We start from the raw sequence: 18366 nt of genomic DNA on the forward strand, positions 1-18366 counted from the left end.
GCTTAAATAAAAACTGACCCGGCTGAAGTTATTTCAGCCGGGTGAGTAACCCGATTTCAAGCATTGCTTTCATGACTATTCATTGGTTGTTTCGCAATGTTTGATGTAATCTCATTCACTACGTGCTATAGCTCACGCTTGCCTGCACGGCTCTGCGAAATGCAGAAGCAGCAACGATCTGTTGAGGAGAAATAGGATGCGATACTCGCACGCATCTAAGGCTGTCGTTTTATCTGCAGCCTTGGCGCTGACCTTGTCCGCTTGTGGCGGCGGTTCCAATGAAACCGCCGGTGGCGAAGGTGACGGCTCGTACGTCGTCACCGCAAACACCACCGAACCGCAGAATGGCCTTCTGCCGGCTAACACCAACGAAGTTGGCGGCGGCCGCGTAATGGACCTGATCTTCACCGGTTTGGTCAGCTATGACGCAAAGGGCGCTCCGGTCAATGAACTCGCTGAGTCCATCGAAACCGAAGACTCCCAGAACTACACCATCAAGCTGAAGGCCGGACATACCTTCTCGGATGGTTCCCCAGTAACTGCTGCTTCGTTCGTGGATGCCTGGAACTTCGGCGCCGCGGCAAAGAACGCACAGCTGAACTCGTACTTCTTCGAATCCATCAAGGGCTTCGATGAGGTCAACAAGGAAGGCTCCAAGAAGGAAGAGATGGAAGGCCTGAAGGTAGTGGATGACACCACCTTCACCGTCGAGCTGTCCCAGCCTGAGTCCGACTTCCCGCTGCGCTTGGGCTACACGGCGTTCATGCCGTTGCCTGAAGCGGCCTTCGAGGATCCAAAGGCCTTTGGCGAAAAGCCGATCGGCAACGGCCCATACACGTTGACCGAGTGGAACCACGATGTGAACCTGAAGCTGGACGTCAACGAGAGCTACGACGGACCACGCAAGGCGGCTAACGCCGGCATCGACTTCAAGGTCTACCAGTCCACCGACTCGGCGTACAGCGATCTGCAGTCCAACAACTTGGACGTGCTGGACCAGATCCCGCCAAGCTCGCTGGCTTCCTACGAGACTGATCTGGGCGACCGCTCGATCAACTCGCCCTACGCTGGCAACGCAACCATTACCATTCCGGGTTACCTGGAGCACTTCAAGCAGGGTGAAGAGGGCAACCTCCGCCGTGCAGCGATCTCCCGCGCCATTGACCGCCAGCTGATCATCGACAAGGTGTACAACGGCGGCAAGATCAAGGCCGACGACTTCACCGCACCGGTACTTGAAGGCTATAACGCAGAGGTTCCAGGCAGCGAAGTCCTGGACTTCGACGGGGCTGAAGCCAAGAAGCTGTGGGAAGAGGCTGATGCAATCAGCAAGTGGGACTCCGGCGATGAATTCTCCGTCGGCTACAACGTGGATGGCGCTGGCAACAAGGAATATGTCGAAGCTGTCGTCAACCAGTTGAAGAGCAACCTGGGCATCAACGCCGTGGCCAAGCCATTCAGCTCCTTCAAGGAATTGCGCGAGAAGGTCACCAGCTACGAGATGACCGGTGCATTCCGTACCGGTTGGCAGGCCGACTACCCATCGCTGTACAACTTCCTTGGTCCACTATTCGGTACCGGGGCTGGTTCGAATGACGGCAAGTACTCCAGCAAGGAATTCGACGCCAAGCTGACCGAGGGCCTGTCCGCCACGGATCCTGTTGAGGGTGCGAAGATCTTCAACGAAGCACAGGAAATCCTGTTCAAGGATCTGCCGGCTATCCCGCTGTGGTACCAGGCAGTTCAGGGTGGTTGGAGCGAAAACGTGGATAACGTTGAGTTCGGCTGGAACGGTGTTCCTATGTACCAGCAAATCACTGGCAAATAAGTTTCCTTCAGCATTCGGCCTAATCAGAGCGAATAGAAGCTGAAAACTCGTCAAGGGAGATCCGAGCAGCTCAGGGTCTCCCTTTGGCGTGTCCGTCCTGCCTCGCAAAAATAAACGTCGATTACTTTATCGACGGAAAGAGGATAAAAATGGCCTTGTGCCCTCATGTGTCTCGAGGTGAGATGCAAGCATGTTAAGTTTTACCCTGAAGAGAATCGCGCAGCTGATCCCGGTGTTTATCGGTGCTACTTTGCTGGTGTACTTCTTGGTTTTCGCGACTCCCGGTGACCCAATCTCGGCACTCTCCGGCGGCAAGCCAATGAGTGATGCCACCAAAGCGGGCCTAACTGCGCAATACAACTTGGATAAGCCTTTTTGGGTCCAATACGGCCTGTACTTGAAGAACCTGGTGACTTTGGACCTGGGAACTTCATTCTCGGGCCAAGAAGTCAAGGAGATGCTCGCACGAGCATTCCCTGTCACTGCACGCCTGGCGATACTGGCGTTGCTGATCGAATCTGTCTTCGGCATCATCTTCGGCGTCATCGCCGGCATGCGCAAGGGCAAATTGTTCGACTCGACCGTCCTGATCGCATCGCTGCTGGTCATCGCAGTTCCAACCTTCGTACTGGGCTTCCTGCTCCAGTACGTGGTCGGAGTCAAGCTCGAATGGGCAAAGCCAACCGTTTCCGGTTCGGCAACCTGGGGCGAACTGATCCTGCCGGCCTTGGTCCTGGGACTCGTTTCTCTGGCTTACGTTTTGCGACTGACGCGTACCTCCATCATTGAGAACAAAACCGCTGACTATGTGCGCACCGCAACTGCCAAGGGCCTGAGCCGCAACCGCGTTGTCACCGTGCACATCTTGCGCAACTCGCTGATTCCAGTCGTGACCTACCTTGGCGCCGACTTGGGCGCACTCATGGGCGGCGCCATTGTTACCGAGGGTATCTTCAATGTCCCCGGTGTCGGCCACTTGCTCTACCAGGCAATCCAGAAGGGCGAAACCCCGACGGTGGTTGCCGTTGTAGGCGTCTTGGTGATCGTCTTCGTGATCGCCAACCTGATCGTGGATATGCTGTACGCACTGCTTGACCCAAGGATCCGTTATGCCTGAGAACCAGAACTTTAATCCCGAAGACGGCCTTCCCATCCGAAACACCCGTGCCGGCAAAGTTTCCAAGTACAAAATTGAGCACTACGTGGCCCCATTGGAGGAGACTCCGCTGCAGGCGGTGGATTCTGTCAAGGAAACCGGCAAGCCATTGTCCATGTGGGCTGAAGCATGGCGTTCACTGCGCAAGCAGCCGCTGTTCATCATCTCCACGCTTCTGATCATCGCCGTCGTGGTTGTAGCTGCGTTCCCGCAGCTGTTCACGTCCATTGATCCGACTGGCAACCAGGCCTGCTTGCTGGAAAATTCCAATGAGCCAGCACGCCAGGGACATATCATGGGCTTCAACCTGCAGGGTTGCGACATCTACGCCCGTACGATCTACGGCACGCGTGCTTCGCTGCTCGTAGGCGTATTCACTACCCTCATCGTGGTGCTGCTCGGCGGTGCCATTGGCGCGCTGGCAGGCTACTACGGCGGCTGGATCGACACCATCCTGGCTCGTCTGGGCGATATCTTCTTCGCGCTACCGCTGATCCTTGGCGCCATCATCGTGATGCAGCTTCCTGCCTTCCGTGAAAACCGAAGCGTTTGGACGGTTATCATCACCCTTGCGATCTTCGGCTGGCCGCAGCTGGCACGCATTACCCGCGGCGCAGTGATCGAGGCCCGCAACGCGGACTTCGTGAAGGCCTCGCGCGCGTTGGGCCTGTCCAAGTTCAGCGCTTTGGTCAAGCACGTCATCCCGAACTCGTTGGCACCGATCATTGTTGTTGCCACGGTGAACCTCGGCGTATACATCGTTGCCGAGGCCACGCTGTCCTTCCTGGGCGTCGGGCTTCCGCCAGACGTCATGAGCTGGGGCAACGATATTTCCTCCGCACGTACCCAGCTGCGCAATAACCCGACCATGCTGATGTGGCCAGCACTGTTCCTTTCGGTAACGGTATTGAGCTTCATCATGCTCGGCGATGCAGTGCGCGACGCACTGGATCCGAAGGCCCGGAAGGGAGCCTAAGCAATGACTCAGAGTGCAACTCCCAAGCCTCTGCTGGAAGTCAAGGACCTGGCGATCACTTTCTCCACTCCTGACGGTCCAGTGCACGCAGTGCGCGACGCCAACTTCACCGTGATGCCCGGGGAAACCGTGGCCATCGTGGGCGAGTCCGGTTCCGGCAAGTCAACTTCGGCACTGGCTGCTATCGGCCTGTTGGCCGGCAACGGCAAGGTCTCATCCGGCCAGATTCTTTTTGACGGCGAGGACATCGCCCAAGCGAGCGAAAAGCGATTCGTAGAGCTGCGCGGCAACCATATTGGCATGGTTCCGCAGGATCCGATGTCCAACTTGAACCCGGTCTGGAAGATCGGGTTCCAGGTCAAGGAAACCCTGAAAGCCAACGGCTTGGCGGGGGATAACCCGAACAAGCGTGTAGCCCAGGTCTTGGCCGATGCAGGTTTGCCCGATCCGGAGACGCGTGCGAGGCAGTACCCGCACGAATTCTCCGGTGGCATGCGTCAGCGTGCGCTGATCGCCATTGGCCTGGCCTGCCGCCCGCGCCTGCTGATTGCTGATGAGCCAACCAGCGCACTGGACGTCACCGTGCAGCAGCAGATCCTGGACCATCTGGACACCATGACCAGTGAACTGGGCACCGCCGTGCTGCTGATTACCCACGACCTGGGCTTGGCAGCAGAGCGTGCCGAGAAGGTCGTCGTGATGTACAAGGGGCGTGTCGTCGAATATGGCCCAGCGCTGGAGATTCTGCGCAACCCCAAGCACCCGTACACCCAGCGCCTGATCAACTCGGCTCCATCGTTGTCAGCACAGCGTGGAGACAAGCACGAAGCGATTGTTGATGAGGTAATTCCGGGCAAGGCCGAGCCGCTGCTGAAGGTCAGCAACCTGACGAAGGTCTTCGATATCCGCAAGGGGTTCGGCAAGAAGGAGAAGTTCACCGCGGTGGACAACGTGTCCTTCGAGATCCCCAAGGGCACCACCACCGCCGTGGTAGGCGAGTCCGGTTCCGGCAAGTCCACCATCGCCCAGATGGTGCTCAACCTGTTGGACAAGACCGAGGGCGAGATCATCTTTGATGGCGAACAGATTGGCAACCTAAGCGAGAAGCACTTGTTCAAGTACCGCCGACGTGTCCAGCCGATTTTCCAGGATCCGTACGGATCCTTGGATCCGATGTACTCGATATTCCGAACCATCGAAGAACCACTGCGCATTCACGGTATTGGTAACGCGGCATCACGGGAGAAGAAGGTCAAGGAACTGCTGGATCAGGTTTCCATGCCGGCATCCACCATGCACCGCTTCCCGAACGAGCTGTCCGGCGGACAGCGCCAGCGCATCGCGATCGCGCGTGCTCTGGCCTTGCAGCCGGAAATGATCGTTTGCGATGAGGCTGTTTCGGCGTTGGACGTGCTGGTGCAGGCCCAGGTGCTGGAGCTGCTCGATGAGCTGCAACGCGAAATGGGCCTTACCTACCTGTTCATTACCCACGACCTGGCTGTAGTCCGCCAGATCGCGGACAACGTATGCGTGATGGAACACGGAAAGATCGTCGAACAGGGAACGACGGACGAGATTTTCGATGCGCCAAAGAGTGCATATACCCGCAACCTGCTGGCTGCGATCCCTGGAGCTTCGCTGATCTAGCAGCTCGGAAATCCGCTGAATGGGCCGGTGAAACCGTAAGGTTTCACCGGCCCATTTTGCGCTTAACCTGAGCTCAAGCAACGTCATATTCAACGAATATTTCAGATTTAATCAATCTGAAACAAACGTTGCAAAAATGTTATAAATCACTCCGCGAGTCAACATGCATGAAACAGTTGCCCGATTGATTTTTCCCAATCTGAAAGAAATCCTTGAAATCTCGGGGATGTGAGATGGATCTCGTAAACCCGTGGGTAACAAGCGCGTTGCGAATGACTCTCAGGGGGAGAGTCGCGGCAATATCTGAAGCGCTTCTTTCTATATCCAAGCCAGAAAATTCGGGTTAGTCTATTGCTCAATGGATTGATCATGTGATCTGATCCACATTGGATCCACCGATCCAGCACTCGTATCGTTCAAGAACTCAAGGAGGCGAAATGCGGTTTCAGCGCGTTTCGAAAGCAGTAGCTGTAGGCGCAGCACTGGCCCTGGCCCTTTCGGCTTGTGCACCAGGCGGCGGAGACACAGGCGCCGATGCATCAAAGGATGCTGGCGCAGGTGGCGGCAACGGTTCGGCAGAAGCAGCAAACAGCGGCAAAGCCGATCTGGGTGATATCAAGACTGCCGAAGACAATATCAACGTCACCGTCGGTGCCCCGGAATTCCTGAGCTACAACGGCTTTACTCCGAACACCTATTCCACCTACAACTCGGCCATCGTGGACCGGATGTTCGCTGGGTTCAGCTACTTCGGTACTGACGGCACGCTGTACCCCAACGAGGCCTTGGGCAGCTATGAGAAGGTGAGCGACGATCCGCTCACCATCAAGTACACCATCAACGAAGAAGCCAAATGGTCCGATGGCACGCCGATCACCGTAGCCGACTCCGTGCTGGCATGGGCAGTGCAGAACCTGAACCTCAACGAAGGTGCCAAGGACAAGCCGCTGTTCAACTCGGTCTCTGTTGATCTCGGCGACACTGTTCCAGCTGGTCCGCAGGGCGACTGGGATGGCAAGGAATTCACTGTTGAATTCGCCGAGCCTGACCCGGACTGGGCCCTCCAGTCATGGATGCTCCACCCAGCACATGTGGTGGCCGAAGAGTCGGGCATGAGCACCGAAGAGCTCGTCAAAGCCATTCTCGGTGGGGAATCCGACAAGCTGAAGAAGGCTGCCGATTTCTGGAACGAAGGCTGGATGACTGACCCGGGCAAGCTGCCCGATGAGAAGATCTCGCCTGTATCCGGTCCCTACAAGCTGGGTAGCTGGAAAGCTGGAGAGTCCGTAACCCTGGTTGCCAACGAGAACTACTATGGCCCCGCGCCTGCAACCAAGGAACTGACCTTCCGCTTCCTTGAAGACGCAAGCATGGTCCAGGCATTGCAGAATAAAGACGTTGACGTCATTAACCCGCAGCCCACCGTTGATACGCTCGCGCAGCTGGAGAATCTTGGCGACGCTGTAGCAATCCAGAAGGGCGACACCCTGACCTGGGAGCACCTTGACTTCAACTTCGCCAAGGGCAACGAAATGACCAATCTGGAACTGCGCAAGGCCTTTGCCATGTGTGTTCCACGTCAGCAGATTGTTGACAACCTGATCAAGCCGCTGAACCCCGACGCCATCGTGATGAACTCCCGCGAAGTCTTCCCGTTCCAGGATAACTACCAGGAAGTAGTGGACGCATCCTACGACGGCCGCTACGACCAGGTTGATATCGAAGGCGCCAAGAAGATCCTCGAAGAGCAGGACGCTGTGGGTACCGAAGTACGCATCGGCTACTCGGCACCTAATGAACGCCGCGCCAACCAGGTCTCGGCCATCAAGTCCTCCTGCGATGAAGCGGGCTTCAAGATCGAGGACACCGGTTCGGCTGACTTCTTCTCGCCAAACGGTGCGCAAGACCGTGGCGACTACGAAGTAGCACTGTTCGCTTGGGCAGGTTCCGGCCAGATCAGTTCCGGCCAGAACATCTACGCCACCGGCAAGCCGCAGAACTTCGGCCAGTACTCGAACGCTGAAGTCGATGCAGCATGGGCGACCCTGGCAAGCTCGCTGGACCCGGCTGTCCATGCCGAGCAGACCAAGAAGATCGAGAAGCTGTTGTGGGATGACCTGTTCGGCATCCCGGTATTCGCCCACCCAGGCTTGAGCGCCTCGGGTTCGGATATCCAAAATGTCCGTCACACCGCAACGCAGGACCAGATCGTCTGGAACGCCGAGCAGTGGGTACGTGCTGAGTAATTGCCCCTAGGCAACGTACTTGCACAATGTGAGTGAGCACATGTGGGGCCCGATCAAAAATCGGGCCCCGCAGTGTGTTCAAAGGTCCCCAACCTCAAGGGCCGGCTCACTTCCGTGAGATGAAAGTAGGACATTAGAACCGTGTGGAAATTTATCGCCAAGAGACTAGGCTCAGCACTTGCCGTGCTGTTCGCCGCATCGCTCTTGCTCTACGTACTGGTTATCAATTCAGGTGACCCGCTCAAGGACCTCCGCGAAAGCAACGCGGATAACCGCGAGTACTTGATGGCCCAGCGTGTGGAATACATGAACCTGGATGCACCCTGGTACGGACGCTACTGGGACTGGCTGACCGGCGCCAGCAAATGCCTGATTGGCCAATGCGACCTGGGACAGAATATCAACGGCGTAGAGGTCTCCGGCTTGCTGGCCAACGCCGCATCGTCCACCTTGCGGCTGGTAGTGCTCGCTACGGTGATCGCCGCGGTTCTGGGTATCGCCATTGGCGTTTTGACTGCAATCCGCCAGTACTCCGGCCTGGATTACATCGTTACCTTCATGACCTTCCTCTTCTTCTCGCTTCCCGTCTTCTGGGCAGCTGTGCTGCTCAAGGAGTACCTGGCAATCAGCTACAACGACTGGCTGGCGGATCCGCAGATATCCCTGGGGTCATCCATAGCCATAGGCATCGTCGTCGGACTCGTCCTGCAGATGTTCCTCGGGGGCTCCTTGAAGCGCCGTGGCATCACCTTCATAGCTGCCGCTGTTTTCGTCCTGCTGGTGCTGCAGTACAGCATTTGGCTGAATTTCTACCGCTACCCGCAAATGGGCCCCGCAATCATCATCGTGCTGACGGCACTCGTGGCCTTGAGCGCCACTGCCATGAGCGTTGGCCTGAAGGAAAAGCGCGTGCTGTACCCGGCACTGATTACCGTCGTACTGGTCTTGGCCATGTACTACGCGACCTTCTACATGCTGCTGGAACCAAACGCATGGATCCTCTTGTTCGGATTGGTCCTCGCGGTAGCGATTCCGGCAGTAGTCGGGCGCTTCATGGGCGGCCGCTTGCGCAAAGCAGCGATGTCCGTCTCCGTAGCCACCGGTGTTGTCGGTGCAGGATTGACCGTTGTCGATCACATGTTCCGCGCCTGGCCTGGTTTCCTGGACGTCAAGGGACGCCCCATCGCGACCATCGGGTCGTCCACTGCTAACCTAGAAGGCGGTTTCTGGGATCACTTCCTGGATAACGGCACCCAGTTGCTGATGCCGACCATCCTGCTTGCAGTGATTTCTTTGGCTAGCTATTCGCGCTACACGCGTTCTTCCATGCTCGAAGTGCAGCGCCAGGACTACATTCGCACCGCCCGTTCCAAGGGATTGAGCGAACGCACCGTGATTTTCCGGCACGCGTTCCGCAACGCGATGATCCCCATCGCCACCATTGCAGCCTTCGACTTCGCCGGCCTGATCGGCGGTGCCGTGATTACCGAGCGCGTCTTCGGCTGGAAGGGCATGGGCGAAATGTTCGCAACCGGCCTGGATCATGTCGACCCGGCACCTGTGATGGCGTTCTTCCTGGTTACCGGTACCGCCGCAATCATTTTCAACTTGCTGGCGGATATCGTTTACGCCCTGCTTGACCCACGAATCCGAGTCTAGGAGGCATGGACCAATGAACATCCTTCATGCCTGCAACCCTAAGGACCAGCGATGAGCACCCCGAACAAGAACTTGAACGAGAACGAGCCGCAGAACCTGAATTCCGTGGCCGAGGTGGAAGACGCCAAGCTGGCCCAAATCCACGAAAAGCCGAAGAGCCAGGGACGCATTGTTCTCGAGCGCTTCGTCAGCCACAAGCCGGCGATGATTTCCGCAGTGATCCTGGTCGTCATCACCGTTTTCGCTTTCAGCTCCATTGGCTGGGGACCGATCCCCGGCTGGTGGGGACAGAACTTCTACCACGCTGGTGCCGTTGTGGATGGCGGCAAGCCGACCTTGAGTCTGGTCCCCGCCTGGCTCGGCGGCGAAGGCATCCGCATCGGCGAGCACCCCTTCGGGCAGGACTCGGTCGGCAAGGACTACTTCGCCCTGGTCATGAACGGCACGCAGAAGTCCATCATTATCGGCGTTGTCGTTGGCTTGGTCGCCACTGTCCTGGGAACCGTCATCGGTGCTGTTGCCGGCTACTTCCGCGGATGGGTCGACGAAATCCTGATGCGCATCACTGACCTGTTCATCGTGATCCCATTGCTGGTCCTGGCCGCTGTTCTGGGCAAGATGGCTGGTGCATCCACCGGTTCCATCATCATCCTGGCCCTCGTGCTCGGCCTGGTGACCTGGACCGGCTTGGCCCGACTGGTGCGCGGTGAAATCCTTTCGCTGCGCGAACGCGAATACGTTGCTGCCGCCCAGGCCATGGGTTCGAAGACCAGCCGCGTGATCTTCAAGCACCTGATCCCCAACACCATGGGCGTGATCATCGTGAACGCAACCTTCGCGATCGCTGGCGCGATCCTGCTGGAGTCCTCGCTGTCCTACCTGGGCTTCGGCGTGAAGGCTCCAGAATCCTCGCTGGGCCTGCTGATCAGCCAGTACCAGAACGCCTTCACCACCCGCCCGTATTTGTTCTGGTGGCCAGGCATGATCATCGTTACCATCGCCCTGTCGGTGAACTTCTTGGGCGACGGCTTGCGCGATGCGTTCGACCCGCGCCAAATCGGAAAGAAGCGCCGCCGCCGCGCCGGCCTGTTCGCCCTTCCAACCCGCAAGGAGAAGCCATGAGCCACGCAGCACCAATGAACGAACAAGGCTCAGACGGCTACGCGCTGAGCTTCACCGACCTCAACGTCGTCTTTGCCACCGGTGGTGCAGACGTCCACGCAGTCAAGGGCTTGTCCTTGACCGTCCGCCCCGGGCAGGTCGTGGCGCTGGTTGGCGAGTCCGGTTCCGGCAAGTCCGTCACCTCAACTGCGGCGATGGGCCTGCTGCCGGAAAACGCCAATGTCTCAGGTGCCGCCAAGGTCGGCAACGTCAACGTGGTTGGCCTGGACGAAGGCAAGCTGCGCAAGATGCGTGCCACCGACATCGCGATGGTCTTCCAGGAGCCCATGACTGCGCTGAACCCGGTGCTGACCATTGAGCGGCAGTTGACTGAAGCGCTGGAACTGCACGACATCGCCTATGGCAAGGAAGCAACCGACCGGGCCATCGAGCTGCTGGACATGGTGGGCATCCCGGATCCCGCCAAGCGCGTCAAGCAGTACCCGCACCAGTTTTCCGGCGGCCAGCGCCAGCGTATCGTCATTGCCATGGCGATATCCTGCGATCCCAAGGTGATCATCGCCGATGAGCCAACCACCGCACTGGATGTAACGGTGCAGGCAGAAATTCTCGATCTGCTGCGCGAGCTGAAGGATCGACTGAATACCGGCATCTTGCTGATCACCCACAACATGGGTGTTGTCGCGGATATGGCCGATGAAGTGGCCGTGATGTTCCAGGGCAACCTCGTCGAGACCGGCACCGTGGAGCAAGTTCTGCTGCGCCCGGAACATCCATACACCCAGCGCCTGCTGGCCGCGGTACCGCGCTTGTCTGCTCCGGCTGTTACTACTGCGACGCCCCCGCACAGCTCCGAAACTGCGCCTCCAGGACGCGAGCTGGTGCTGGAAGCCAAGGACCTCGTGCTGGAATACGACATGCGGGGAAAGATCTTCCGCGCCGTGGAAGAGGTGAGCTTCGATATTGCCAAGGGCGAAGTCCTAGGCATTGTGGGCGAGTCCGGCTCTGGCAAATCCACCATCGCCAAGGCGGTGCTCGGCTTGTTGCCTGTGGCTAGCGGCAGCTTGTCGGTCCAGGGCCATGATCTGCCGAAACTTTCCCCGAAGGAAGCCCGTGCGGTTCGCAAGAAAATCGGCGTCATCTTCCAGGACCCGGCAGCATCCTTGAACCCGCGTTTCCCTATTGGCGATTGCATCACCGAACCAATGGTGGTTCACAAGGTTGGCAGCAAAGCAGGGCGCATCAAGCGTGCTGAAGAACTGCTCGATGCGGTGAAGCTGCCGCGCAACGTAATCAACCGATACCCCCACGAGCTCTCAGGCGGCCAGCGTCAGCGTGTTTGCATTGCTCGCGCGTTGACCTTGAACCCCGAGCTGCTGATTGCCGATGAGCCAACTAGTGCTTTGGATGTTTCGGTGCAGGCAGTCGTATTGGAAATGCTGCAGGACCTGCAACGGGACTTCAACTTCGCGTGCCTCTTTGTCAGCCATGATCTGGCTGTCGTTGACATGCTGGCTGATGCGGTCGTAGTGATGCAGTCAGGCAGGGCGGTTGAGCAGGGCATGGTGGATACCGTGCTGCATGCCCCAACGCACGACTACACCAAACGCCTCTTGGCCGCGGCTCCGGTGCCGGATCCGCATGAGCAGGCAGTACGCCGTGAGGCTTGGCGCTTGCTGAACAGCACGAAGTAGATGCTGAGCTGAACGACGAATAAGGGGGCTCGTTTCCAGATCTTTCACTGGAAGCGGGCCCCTTCCGTCTGCCCGGGAGAGCTGGACATGGCGAAAGCCGATTCCCCGGATCCGGCCTCGGTCCGGGAAAGCGATACAAGTACTTGCGGGCCTACGAGCAGGTGCTGGGCGGCAGAACTTGGACCAGCTGAACGAGAGGGAGTGCCTCGGGCTCAACACTCATCGCTGCAGGAATCACAGGATGACCCGCACTGGCGTTCTTGCACGGATCGTGCAGCAGAAAACCAGCTCGGGCGGAACCCGCAGACGCCTGCCTGGGGCTTTGCGCCGGGCGCGGGACGATGCTGATCCAGGAAAGGACCAAGGGAACCTCGGCGGTAGAGGCCCGTTAATAGGCAAAAGCTGGCTCTCTGCCGAGAGCCAGCTTTTGCCTATCTTTTGGAATCTAGTCCAGCTGCATGACGTTTTCGGTAACGACCTCTGCGCGGGCGTTGGAGAAGATCTGCTCGGTGCCAACGGTCTTGAACCCTCGGCGTTCCAGGACCTTGATGGAACCTAGATTGTCCTGGACCACATGCGCGGTCAATGGGCGCTTGGTGTATTCGGCGAGGAAGGTGTCTACCGCGCTGGTGGTCAGTCCCTTGCCCCAGTACTTGGTCGAAGTCCAGAAATTGATCTCTGGTACTTCGCCGTCGAAGACCAGAATGGATCCAACGACTTCGCCCTCATGCTCGATGGTGCGAACCAGAACATTCGGATCGTTCAGAATCGAGTTCCAGTGGTGGTCGAATACCGCGCGGTCGGCTGGGTTACGCGCTTGATAAGCGGCCATGAGGTTCGCCTCGGGTTCTTGCTGATGAGCGAAGAATGCGTCCAAGTCGGAAGGGCGGACTTCTCGTAGCTGCACGATAAAGGCCTTTCAATCGTGTGGGTCAGCGTGCCGGTATTGGCACACCAGTGAACAATGGCTTGAAACCTACACTACCGGGGAAGTGAGTGCGGCGAGTGCCATGTTGGACAATAACGGCTTCAGGCCGGACTTTTTAGTCCTCGGCGAGTGTGCGGAATGAGCAGTCGAGTTCAGCAAGCCGAAGACGGCGTGCGCGCGGAATCTGTGCGACTGCTTGCTTCCGGTGGGATGCAATTTGGCCAGTTCCGTAGTCCAAAGCCCGATATAGGAGTTCTGGAGTTTGCGGACTAATGCCAGTTCGGCCTTCGGGAGCGATTTCAAATCACGGTCCTGGACCTGCAAAATGTCCGGGCGGGACAGCGAGAAGTCAGTGTGGAAATCAACCAGACGCGAAAGCACCTCCAGGGGAGTGCCGCCGGCTTCCGTGGCCGTGCAGCCCCCGGCATAGATATCTTTGGACATATCTACTAGCAGAGCGATAAGCACTGCCTGCTTGCCGGCGAAATGCCGGTACACGGCCGGACCGGAGATGCCGCAGGCAGCGCCCAGATCCTCCAGCGAAACACCCGCGTAGCCATTCAAGGCGAACAGTCGAGTGGCTTCGCGCAAGAGTGCTTCTCGTCGTTCAGCTTTGGCGCGCTCACGCTCTGTTGGTTCATTGAGCGACTGGTATTTGCTCGCCAACACAATCAACTCCTTACGTTTGCCAAGCCTCGGTCTGGACAAGTGTGACCGCTGCCACTAATGTCAAAAATGTAGCTGTTTACCCACCCGTAGGCAGCAACCAGTTAATAAATATTAACCATACGCGTCGCGGCGTGTGCTTCCAAGAAACTCACGCACCTGGCGCAGAACATGACCGCCACCGGTTTATGCACATCCCGCAGCCGATGCCGGTTCGTCCCTCAACGAAGAGAGAGCCTGATGATTGATCTCGAACTCGACGACCAGTATCAAGACCTGGTCGACATGGTCCGCGAATTCGCCCAGGAAGTCGTAGCCCCGCAGAGCGCGCAGAACGATGCCAACCATGCGTTCCCCTATGACATCGTCAAGCAAATGGGGCAGATGGGTCTCTTCGGGCTGCCAGTCTCCGAAGAATACGGCGGTTCCGGCGGCGACTACTTCCACCTCGCGCTGGCGCTCGAAGAACTGGGCAAGGTAGACCAGTCGGTAGCCATCACTCTCGAAGCCGGCGTCTCCCTGGGCGCGATGCCGATCTACCGCTTTGGCAGCGAGGGCCAGAAGCAGAAGTGGCTGCCAGCCCTGGCCGCCGGCGAACGCTTGGCCGGTTTTGGCCTGACCGAACCCGGTGCAGGCTCCGACGCCTCAGCTTCCTTGACCAAAGCGAAACTGGAAAATGGCGAATGGGTTATCGATGGCGCCAAAGAATTCATAACCAACTCCGGTACCGACATCACTTCCCTCGTCACGGCCACCGCTGTCACCGGTGTCGACGAAGCAACCGGCAAGAAGGAAATCTCGGCAATCATCGTGCCGACGGGAACCGAAGGATTCACCGCGGAGAAGGCCTACGACAAGGTGGGTTGGCGTGCCAGTGACACCCATCCGCTGAGCTTCAGCAGCGTGCGAGTTCCGGAGGAGAACCTGCTTGGCGAGCGCGGACGCGGATACGCCTACTTCTTGGAAATTCTCGATGAGGGACGTATCGCCATCGCGGCGTTGGCCACCGGAGCCGCCCAGGGTTGCCTCGACGAGGCGGTGAAGTATGCCAAGACACGGACTTCCTTCGGTCAGGCCATCGGCCAGTACCAAGGCATCTCCTTCATGATCGCTCGCATGGCTTCGCGCGCCCACACGGCCCGTCTGGCCTACTACGCGGCGGCGGCGAAGATGCTCGCCGGCAAGGACTTCAAGATCGAAGCCGCGCATGCCAAGCTGATTGCCAGCGAAGCGGCGATGGATAACGCCCGTGATGCTACCCAGATCTTTGGCGGCTACGGATTCATGAATGAGTCATTGGTTGCACGGCACTACCGCGATTCGAAGATCCTGGAAATCGGCGAAGGAACCACGCAGGTCCAGCAGATGCTCATTGCCCGCAGCTTAGGTCTCTGATTCTTGCCAGAGGGGGCGCTGCATCCTGATTTTGGGGTGTGGCGCTCTTTGGGCGCTCACAGTAAAACGAACCATAATGGGTAGGGTGAGCTCCCAGAAAACTTTCATTCCAGCCGGACATCCCCGTCGCGTCAGCCTGATCGGTTCCACCGGTTCCATCGGCACGCAGGGACTGGACGTCATCGAAAACGCATCCGGACAATTCTCCGTGGCAGCGCTGTCCGGTGGGTACAACCTTGAATTACTGGCTCGCCAGGCAATTAAGCACCGCCCTGCGCTCGTTGGCAGCGCCGTGGAATCCAAGGAGGAGCTTGCCGCGGCCATTCAGAGAGCCGCAGAAGATGCATCGGTAACCGGATACACTCCCGAGCTGGTGGCCGGCGCGCATGCGGCAACCGAGGTTGCCGCTTTCGCCGAGGCCGACGTGGTGCTCAATGGCATCACCGGTGCCATTGGCCTAGCCCCGACCATTGCTGCCTTGGAAGCCGGCCATCTGCTGGCACTGGCCAATAAGGAATCCCTGATCATCGGAGGCCAGGTAGTCAAGCGGATCGCGGCACCAGGCCAGATCTCGCCCGTTGATTCCGAGCACTCCGCCCTCGCCCAGGCCCTGCGCTCTGGCGCGCCCGAGGAAGTGGCCAAGCTGCTGGTGACTGCCTCTGGCGGTCCATTCTTCGGTTACAGCCATGAGCAGCTGCGTGATGTCACCCCCGCCCAGGCGCTGGCCCATCCAACCTGGGACATGGGGCGCATGGTCACCATCAACTCGGCCACCATGGTCAACAAGGCTTTGGAAGTCATCGAAGCCCACCTGCTGTTCGACGTGCCACTGGAAAAGATCGAGCCTGTGGTGCATCGCCAGTCAATCATTCACTCGATGGTGGAGTTCATCGACGGTTCGGTGATCGCCCAGGCATCGCCGCCGGATATGCGCCTGCCGATCGCTTTGGGCATTAATTGGCCGCATCGGGTTGCCGGTGCCGCGAAGGCTTGCGATTTCTCCACCGCAGCAAGCTGGACCTTCGAACCACTGGATGAGGAGGTCTTCAGCGCTGTAAAGCTTGCCAAGCAGGCCGCAGCGTCGTCGGGAACGCATATGGCTGTCTATAACGCCGCCAACGAAATTGCAGTGGATGCCTTCCATGATGGAAAGATCCGCTTCACCGACATCGTTGAGACCGTGGAACGGGCCTTGGACGAGTACACCCCGATGAGCGCAGCGCTATCGGTCGAAACAGTGCTGGAAACAGACCGCTGGGCCCGCGCCCATGCAACGAAGATCATCGAGGCCAAAGCATGAGTGCATTGCTGTTCATCGGCGGCGTCCTATTCATGGTGGTAGCCGTCGGGCTGTCCATTGCACTGCATGAAATCGGGCACCTGGTACCCGCGAAACTGTTCAAGCTGCGCGTTCCGCAGTACATGATCGGTTTCGGCAAAACGCTGGTTTCCTTCAAGCGTGGCGAAACGCAATACGGCATCAAGGCCCTGCCCCTGGGCGGCTACATCTCGATGGTGGGCATGTACCCGCCACGCGACCAGGTCGTCTCGGATGCTTCCGGGAAGAAGCCGAATCTCTTCCAGAGAGTCTTCGGACAGATGGTGGATGACGCACGCTCGCAGGCCAACGAGAACGTGCTGCCCAGCGATGAAGGCCGGCTGTTCTACCAGCTGCCGATCTACAAGCGCGTCATCATCATGCTCGGTGGCCCAATCATGAACCTGGTCATCGGGTTCGTGGTGATCGGCATCGTGCTGACCAGCTTCGGCCAGGCTACGCCAACCACCACAGTCTCCGAGGTGTACCAGTGCATTGCCAGCGCACAGAACGCAGAGCAGGCCGAATGCACCGACAAGGATGTCCCAGCGCCGGCTTACGAGGCAGGCCTCCTGCCAGGGGACACGATCACCGCCGTAAACGGCACCGCTGTTGCGGAAGCTGAATGGAATAAGCTCACCGATGTCATCCGCGATCATCCAGGAGAACCCATCACCCTGGACTATGCCCGCGACGGGCAGATTCGCACCACCGAGCTGACTCCGTACCTGACCGAACGCCCGGCGACCGACGAAAATGGCTACGTGCTGCTCGATGAGCAGGGCGAATACATCATGACCAAGGTCGGTTTCGTCGGGATGGGCTCCTTGCAGCGGGACCTGACCCAGCCGCTGAGCGCGGTTCCCGGCGTGATCGGGGATCAGTTGCTGAGAATTGGCGATGTCATCTTGCACCTGCCCCAGCGCATGGTGGATGTCGCCCAAGCTGCTTTTGGCAGCGAGGAACGCGACCCGAATGGGCCGGTGTCCATCGTGGGCGTTGGGCGCATTGCCGGAGAGATCAGCGCGGAGGATTCCATCTCGGTAGCTGACAAATTCGCAACCTTGCTGTCATTGGTGGGCGGTTTGAACTTGGCCCTGTTCGCCTTCAACCTGATCCCGCTGCTGCCGCTGGATGGCGGCCACGTGGTGGGCGCGCTGTATGAGGGGCTGAAGCGCACAGTTGCCAGGATCTTCAGGATCAAGAAGGTACGGCCTGTGGACACGGTCAAGCTTTTGCCGCTGACTTATGTCGTGGTGGTAGCGATGCTGGTCATGGGCGGGCTCTTAATATATGCGGATATCTTCAAGCCGATACAGCTGTTCTAAGCAGGGAGAAATATGCTGTAGGCATGACTGTTTTTGCTGTTGAATACGCGTACGCCGAGAACTCCACCGAGCTGCGCAATGAACACCGTCCAGCACACCGCCAGTACCTTTGCGGCTTCCTCGGCGAAGGTGCGGTACGCCTTCTTGCTTCGGGGCCGACCCCGGTCAACGACGGCGCGCTGTTGATCTTCGCGGCAGAATCGCAAGCTGCGCTGGACGAAGTGCTTTCCAATGATCCTTTCCAGAAGGTTGGCGGAGTCGGCGCGGCCACCGTCACCGAATGGAACCCGGTAATTGGCCTGCTGGAGGATTTCGCGTCCTAGGCGATAGGTACCTTGCACCAGCCTCCGCTGTTCTTTTCCGAGAACAGCGGAGGCTGCCTGCATTAAACGGCTCGGATGGC

At 58.5% G+C, this 18366-nt stretch carries 14 protein-coding genes; 12 read left to right on the top strand and 2 right to left on the bottom strand.

All coding sequences use genetic code 11. The annotated features are described in order from the left end of the window. The first annotated feature begins 196 nt into the window (after positions 1-196). The 8 genes from ACWICV_RS12445 (at position 197) to ACWICV_RS12480 (ending at position 12328) form a co-directional block, all read left to right on the top strand. Positions 197-1828: a peptide ABC transporter substrate-binding protein gene (locus ACWICV_RS12445; protein ID WP_105657253.1), complete on the top strand. Its 1632-nt coding sequence runs from the start codon at positions 197-199 to the stop codon at positions 1826-1828. 190 nt (positions 1829-2018) lie between these two features. After that, complete coding sequence (locus ACWICV_RS12450) at positions 2019-2945, top strand: ABC transporter permease (protein WP_454091101.1); 927 nt, start codon at positions 2019-2021, stop codon at positions 2943-2945. Then, on the top strand, positions 2938-3960 hold the full coding sequence (locus tag ACWICV_RS12455; protein ID WP_286134154.1) for an ABC transporter permease: 1023 nt from the start codon (positions 2938-2940) through the stop codon (positions 3958-3960). Before ACWICV_RS12450 ends, ACWICV_RS12455 begins: the two co-directional genes overlap by 8 nt. Before the next feature lie 3 nt (positions 3961-3963). Next, the gene (locus ACWICV_RS12460; protein WP_105657255.1) at positions 3964-5607 is read left to right on the top strand and encodes an ABC transporter ATP-binding protein; all 1644 of its coding nucleotides are present in this window, start codon (positions 3964-3966) and stop codon (positions 5605-5607) included. 437 nt (positions 5608-6044) lie between these two features. Then, positions 6045-7853 carry an ABC transporter family substrate-binding protein gene (locus ACWICV_RS12465; RefSeq protein ID WP_400290355.1) on the top strand — a complete coding sequence of 603 codons (1809 nt, stop codon included), beginning with the start codon at positions 6045-6047 and terminating at the stop codon, positions 7851-7853. Positions 7854-7994: 141 nt separating this feature from the next. Further along, positions 7995-9512 carry an ABC transporter permease gene (locus ACWICV_RS12470; RefSeq protein WP_454091102.1) on the top strand — a complete coding sequence of 506 codons (1518 nt, stop codon included), beginning with the start codon at positions 7995-7997 and terminating at the stop codon, positions 9510-9512. 51 nt (positions 9513-9563) lie between these two features. Next, positions 9564-10634, top strand: coding sequence for an ABC transporter permease (locus ACWICV_RS12475; protein WP_105657258.1), 1071 nt, complete (start codon positions 9564-9566; stop codon positions 10632-10634). Continuing rightward, positions 10631-12328, top strand: a complete 1698-nt coding sequence (locus ACWICV_RS12480; RefSeq protein ID WP_332486603.1) for an ABC transporter ATP-binding protein — start codon at positions 10631-10633, stop codon at positions 12326-12328. Before ACWICV_RS12475 ends, ACWICV_RS12480 begins: the two co-directional genes overlap by 4 nt. Before the next feature lie 445 nt (positions 12329-12773). On the opposite strand, the gene ACWICV_RS12485 is transcribed toward ACWICV_RS12480, so the two are convergent. Both ACWICV_RS12485 and ACWICV_RS12490 read right to left on the bottom strand, forming a co-directional pair. Continuing rightward, on the bottom strand, positions 12774-13235 hold the full coding sequence (locus ACWICV_RS12485) for a GNAT family N-acetyltransferase (protein WP_105657260.1): 462 nt from the start codon (positions 13233-13235) through the stop codon (positions 12774-12776). Between the two features lie 69 nt (positions 13236-13304). Then, positions 13305-13925: a TetR/AcrR family transcriptional regulator gene (locus ACWICV_RS12490; protein ID WP_105657261.1), complete on the bottom strand. Its 621-nt coding sequence runs from the start codon at positions 13923-13925 to the stop codon at positions 13305-13307. A 237-nt stretch (positions 13926-14162) separates the two neighbouring features. Here ACWICV_RS12490 and ACWICV_RS12495 point away from each other — a divergent pair, with 237 nt between their 5' ends. The 4 genes from ACWICV_RS12495 (at position 14163) to ACWICV_RS12510 (ending at position 18286) form a co-directional block, all read left to right on the top strand. Then, positions 14163-15317, top strand: coding sequence for an acyl-CoA dehydrogenase family protein (locus ACWICV_RS12495; protein ID WP_105657262.1), 1155 nt, complete (start codon positions 14163-14165; stop codon positions 15315-15317). A gap of 76 nt (positions 15318-15393) precedes the next feature. After that, positions 15394-16617, top strand: a complete 1224-nt coding sequence (gene dxr, locus ACWICV_RS12500) for a 1-deoxy-D-xylulose-5-phosphate reductoisomerase (RefSeq protein WP_454091103.1) — start codon at positions 15394-15396, stop codon at positions 16615-16617. Beyond that, complete coding sequence (locus tag ACWICV_RS12505; protein ID WP_400290363.1) at positions 16614-17963, top strand: M50 family metallopeptidase; 1350 nt, start codon at positions 16614-16616, stop codon at positions 17961-17963. Before dxr ends, ACWICV_RS12505 begins: the two co-directional genes overlap by 4 nt. A gap of 23 nt (positions 17964-17986) precedes the next feature. Then, a complete protein-coding gene (locus tag ACWICV_RS12510) occupies positions 17987-18286 on the top strand; it encodes a YciI family protein (RefSeq protein ID WP_400290364.1) in 300 nt (99 codons plus the stop codon). Positions 18287-18366 lie beyond the last annotated feature (80 nt).

The sequence above is a fragment of the Glutamicibacter sp. NPDC055354 genome, assembly GCF_053644955.1.

Bases quoted from the DNA above. Each gene is read 5' to 3' on its own strand.
- ACWICV_RS12445 (WP_105657253.1), top strand. From the start codon at position 197: ATGCGATACTCGCACGCATCTAAGGCTGTCGTTTTATCTGCAGCCTTG.
- ACWICV_RS12450 (WP_454091101.1), top strand. From the start codon at position 2,019: ATGTTAAGTTTTACCCTGAAGAGAATCGCGCAGCTGATCCCGGTGTTT.
- ACWICV_RS12455 (WP_286134154.1), top strand. From the start codon at position 2,938: ATGCCTGAGAACCAGAACTTTAATCCCGAAGACGGCCTTCCCATCCGA.
- ACWICV_RS12460 (WP_105657255.1), top strand. From the start codon at position 3,964: ATGACTCAGAGTGCAACTCCCAAGCCTCTGCTGGAAGTCAAGGACCTG.
- ACWICV_RS12465 (WP_400290355.1), top strand. From the start codon at position 6,045: ATGCGGTTTCAGCGCGTTTCGAAAGCAGTAGCTGTAGGCGCAGCACTG.
- ACWICV_RS12475 (WP_105657258.1), top strand. From the start codon at position 9,564: ATGAGCACCCCGAACAAGAACTTGAACGAGAACGAGCCGCAGAACCTG.
- ACWICV_RS12480 (WP_332486603.1), top strand. From the start codon at position 10,631: ATGAGCCACGCAGCACCAATGAACGAACAAGGCTCAGACGGCTACGCG.
- ACWICV_RS12495 (WP_105657262.1), top strand. From the start codon at position 14,163: ATGATTGATCTCGAACTCGACGACCAGTATCAAGACCTGGTCGACATG.
- dxr (WP_454091103.1), top strand. From the start codon at position 15,394: ATGGGTAGGGTGAGCTCCCAGAAAACTTTCATTCCAGCCGGACATCCC.
- ACWICV_RS12505 (WP_400290363.1), top strand. From the start codon at position 16,614: ATGAGTGCATTGCTGTTCATCGGCGGCGTCCTATTCATGGTGGTAGCC.
- ACWICV_RS12510 (WP_400290364.1), top strand. From the start codon at position 17,987: ATGACTGTTTTTGCTGTTGAATACGCGTACGCCGAGAACTCCACCGAG.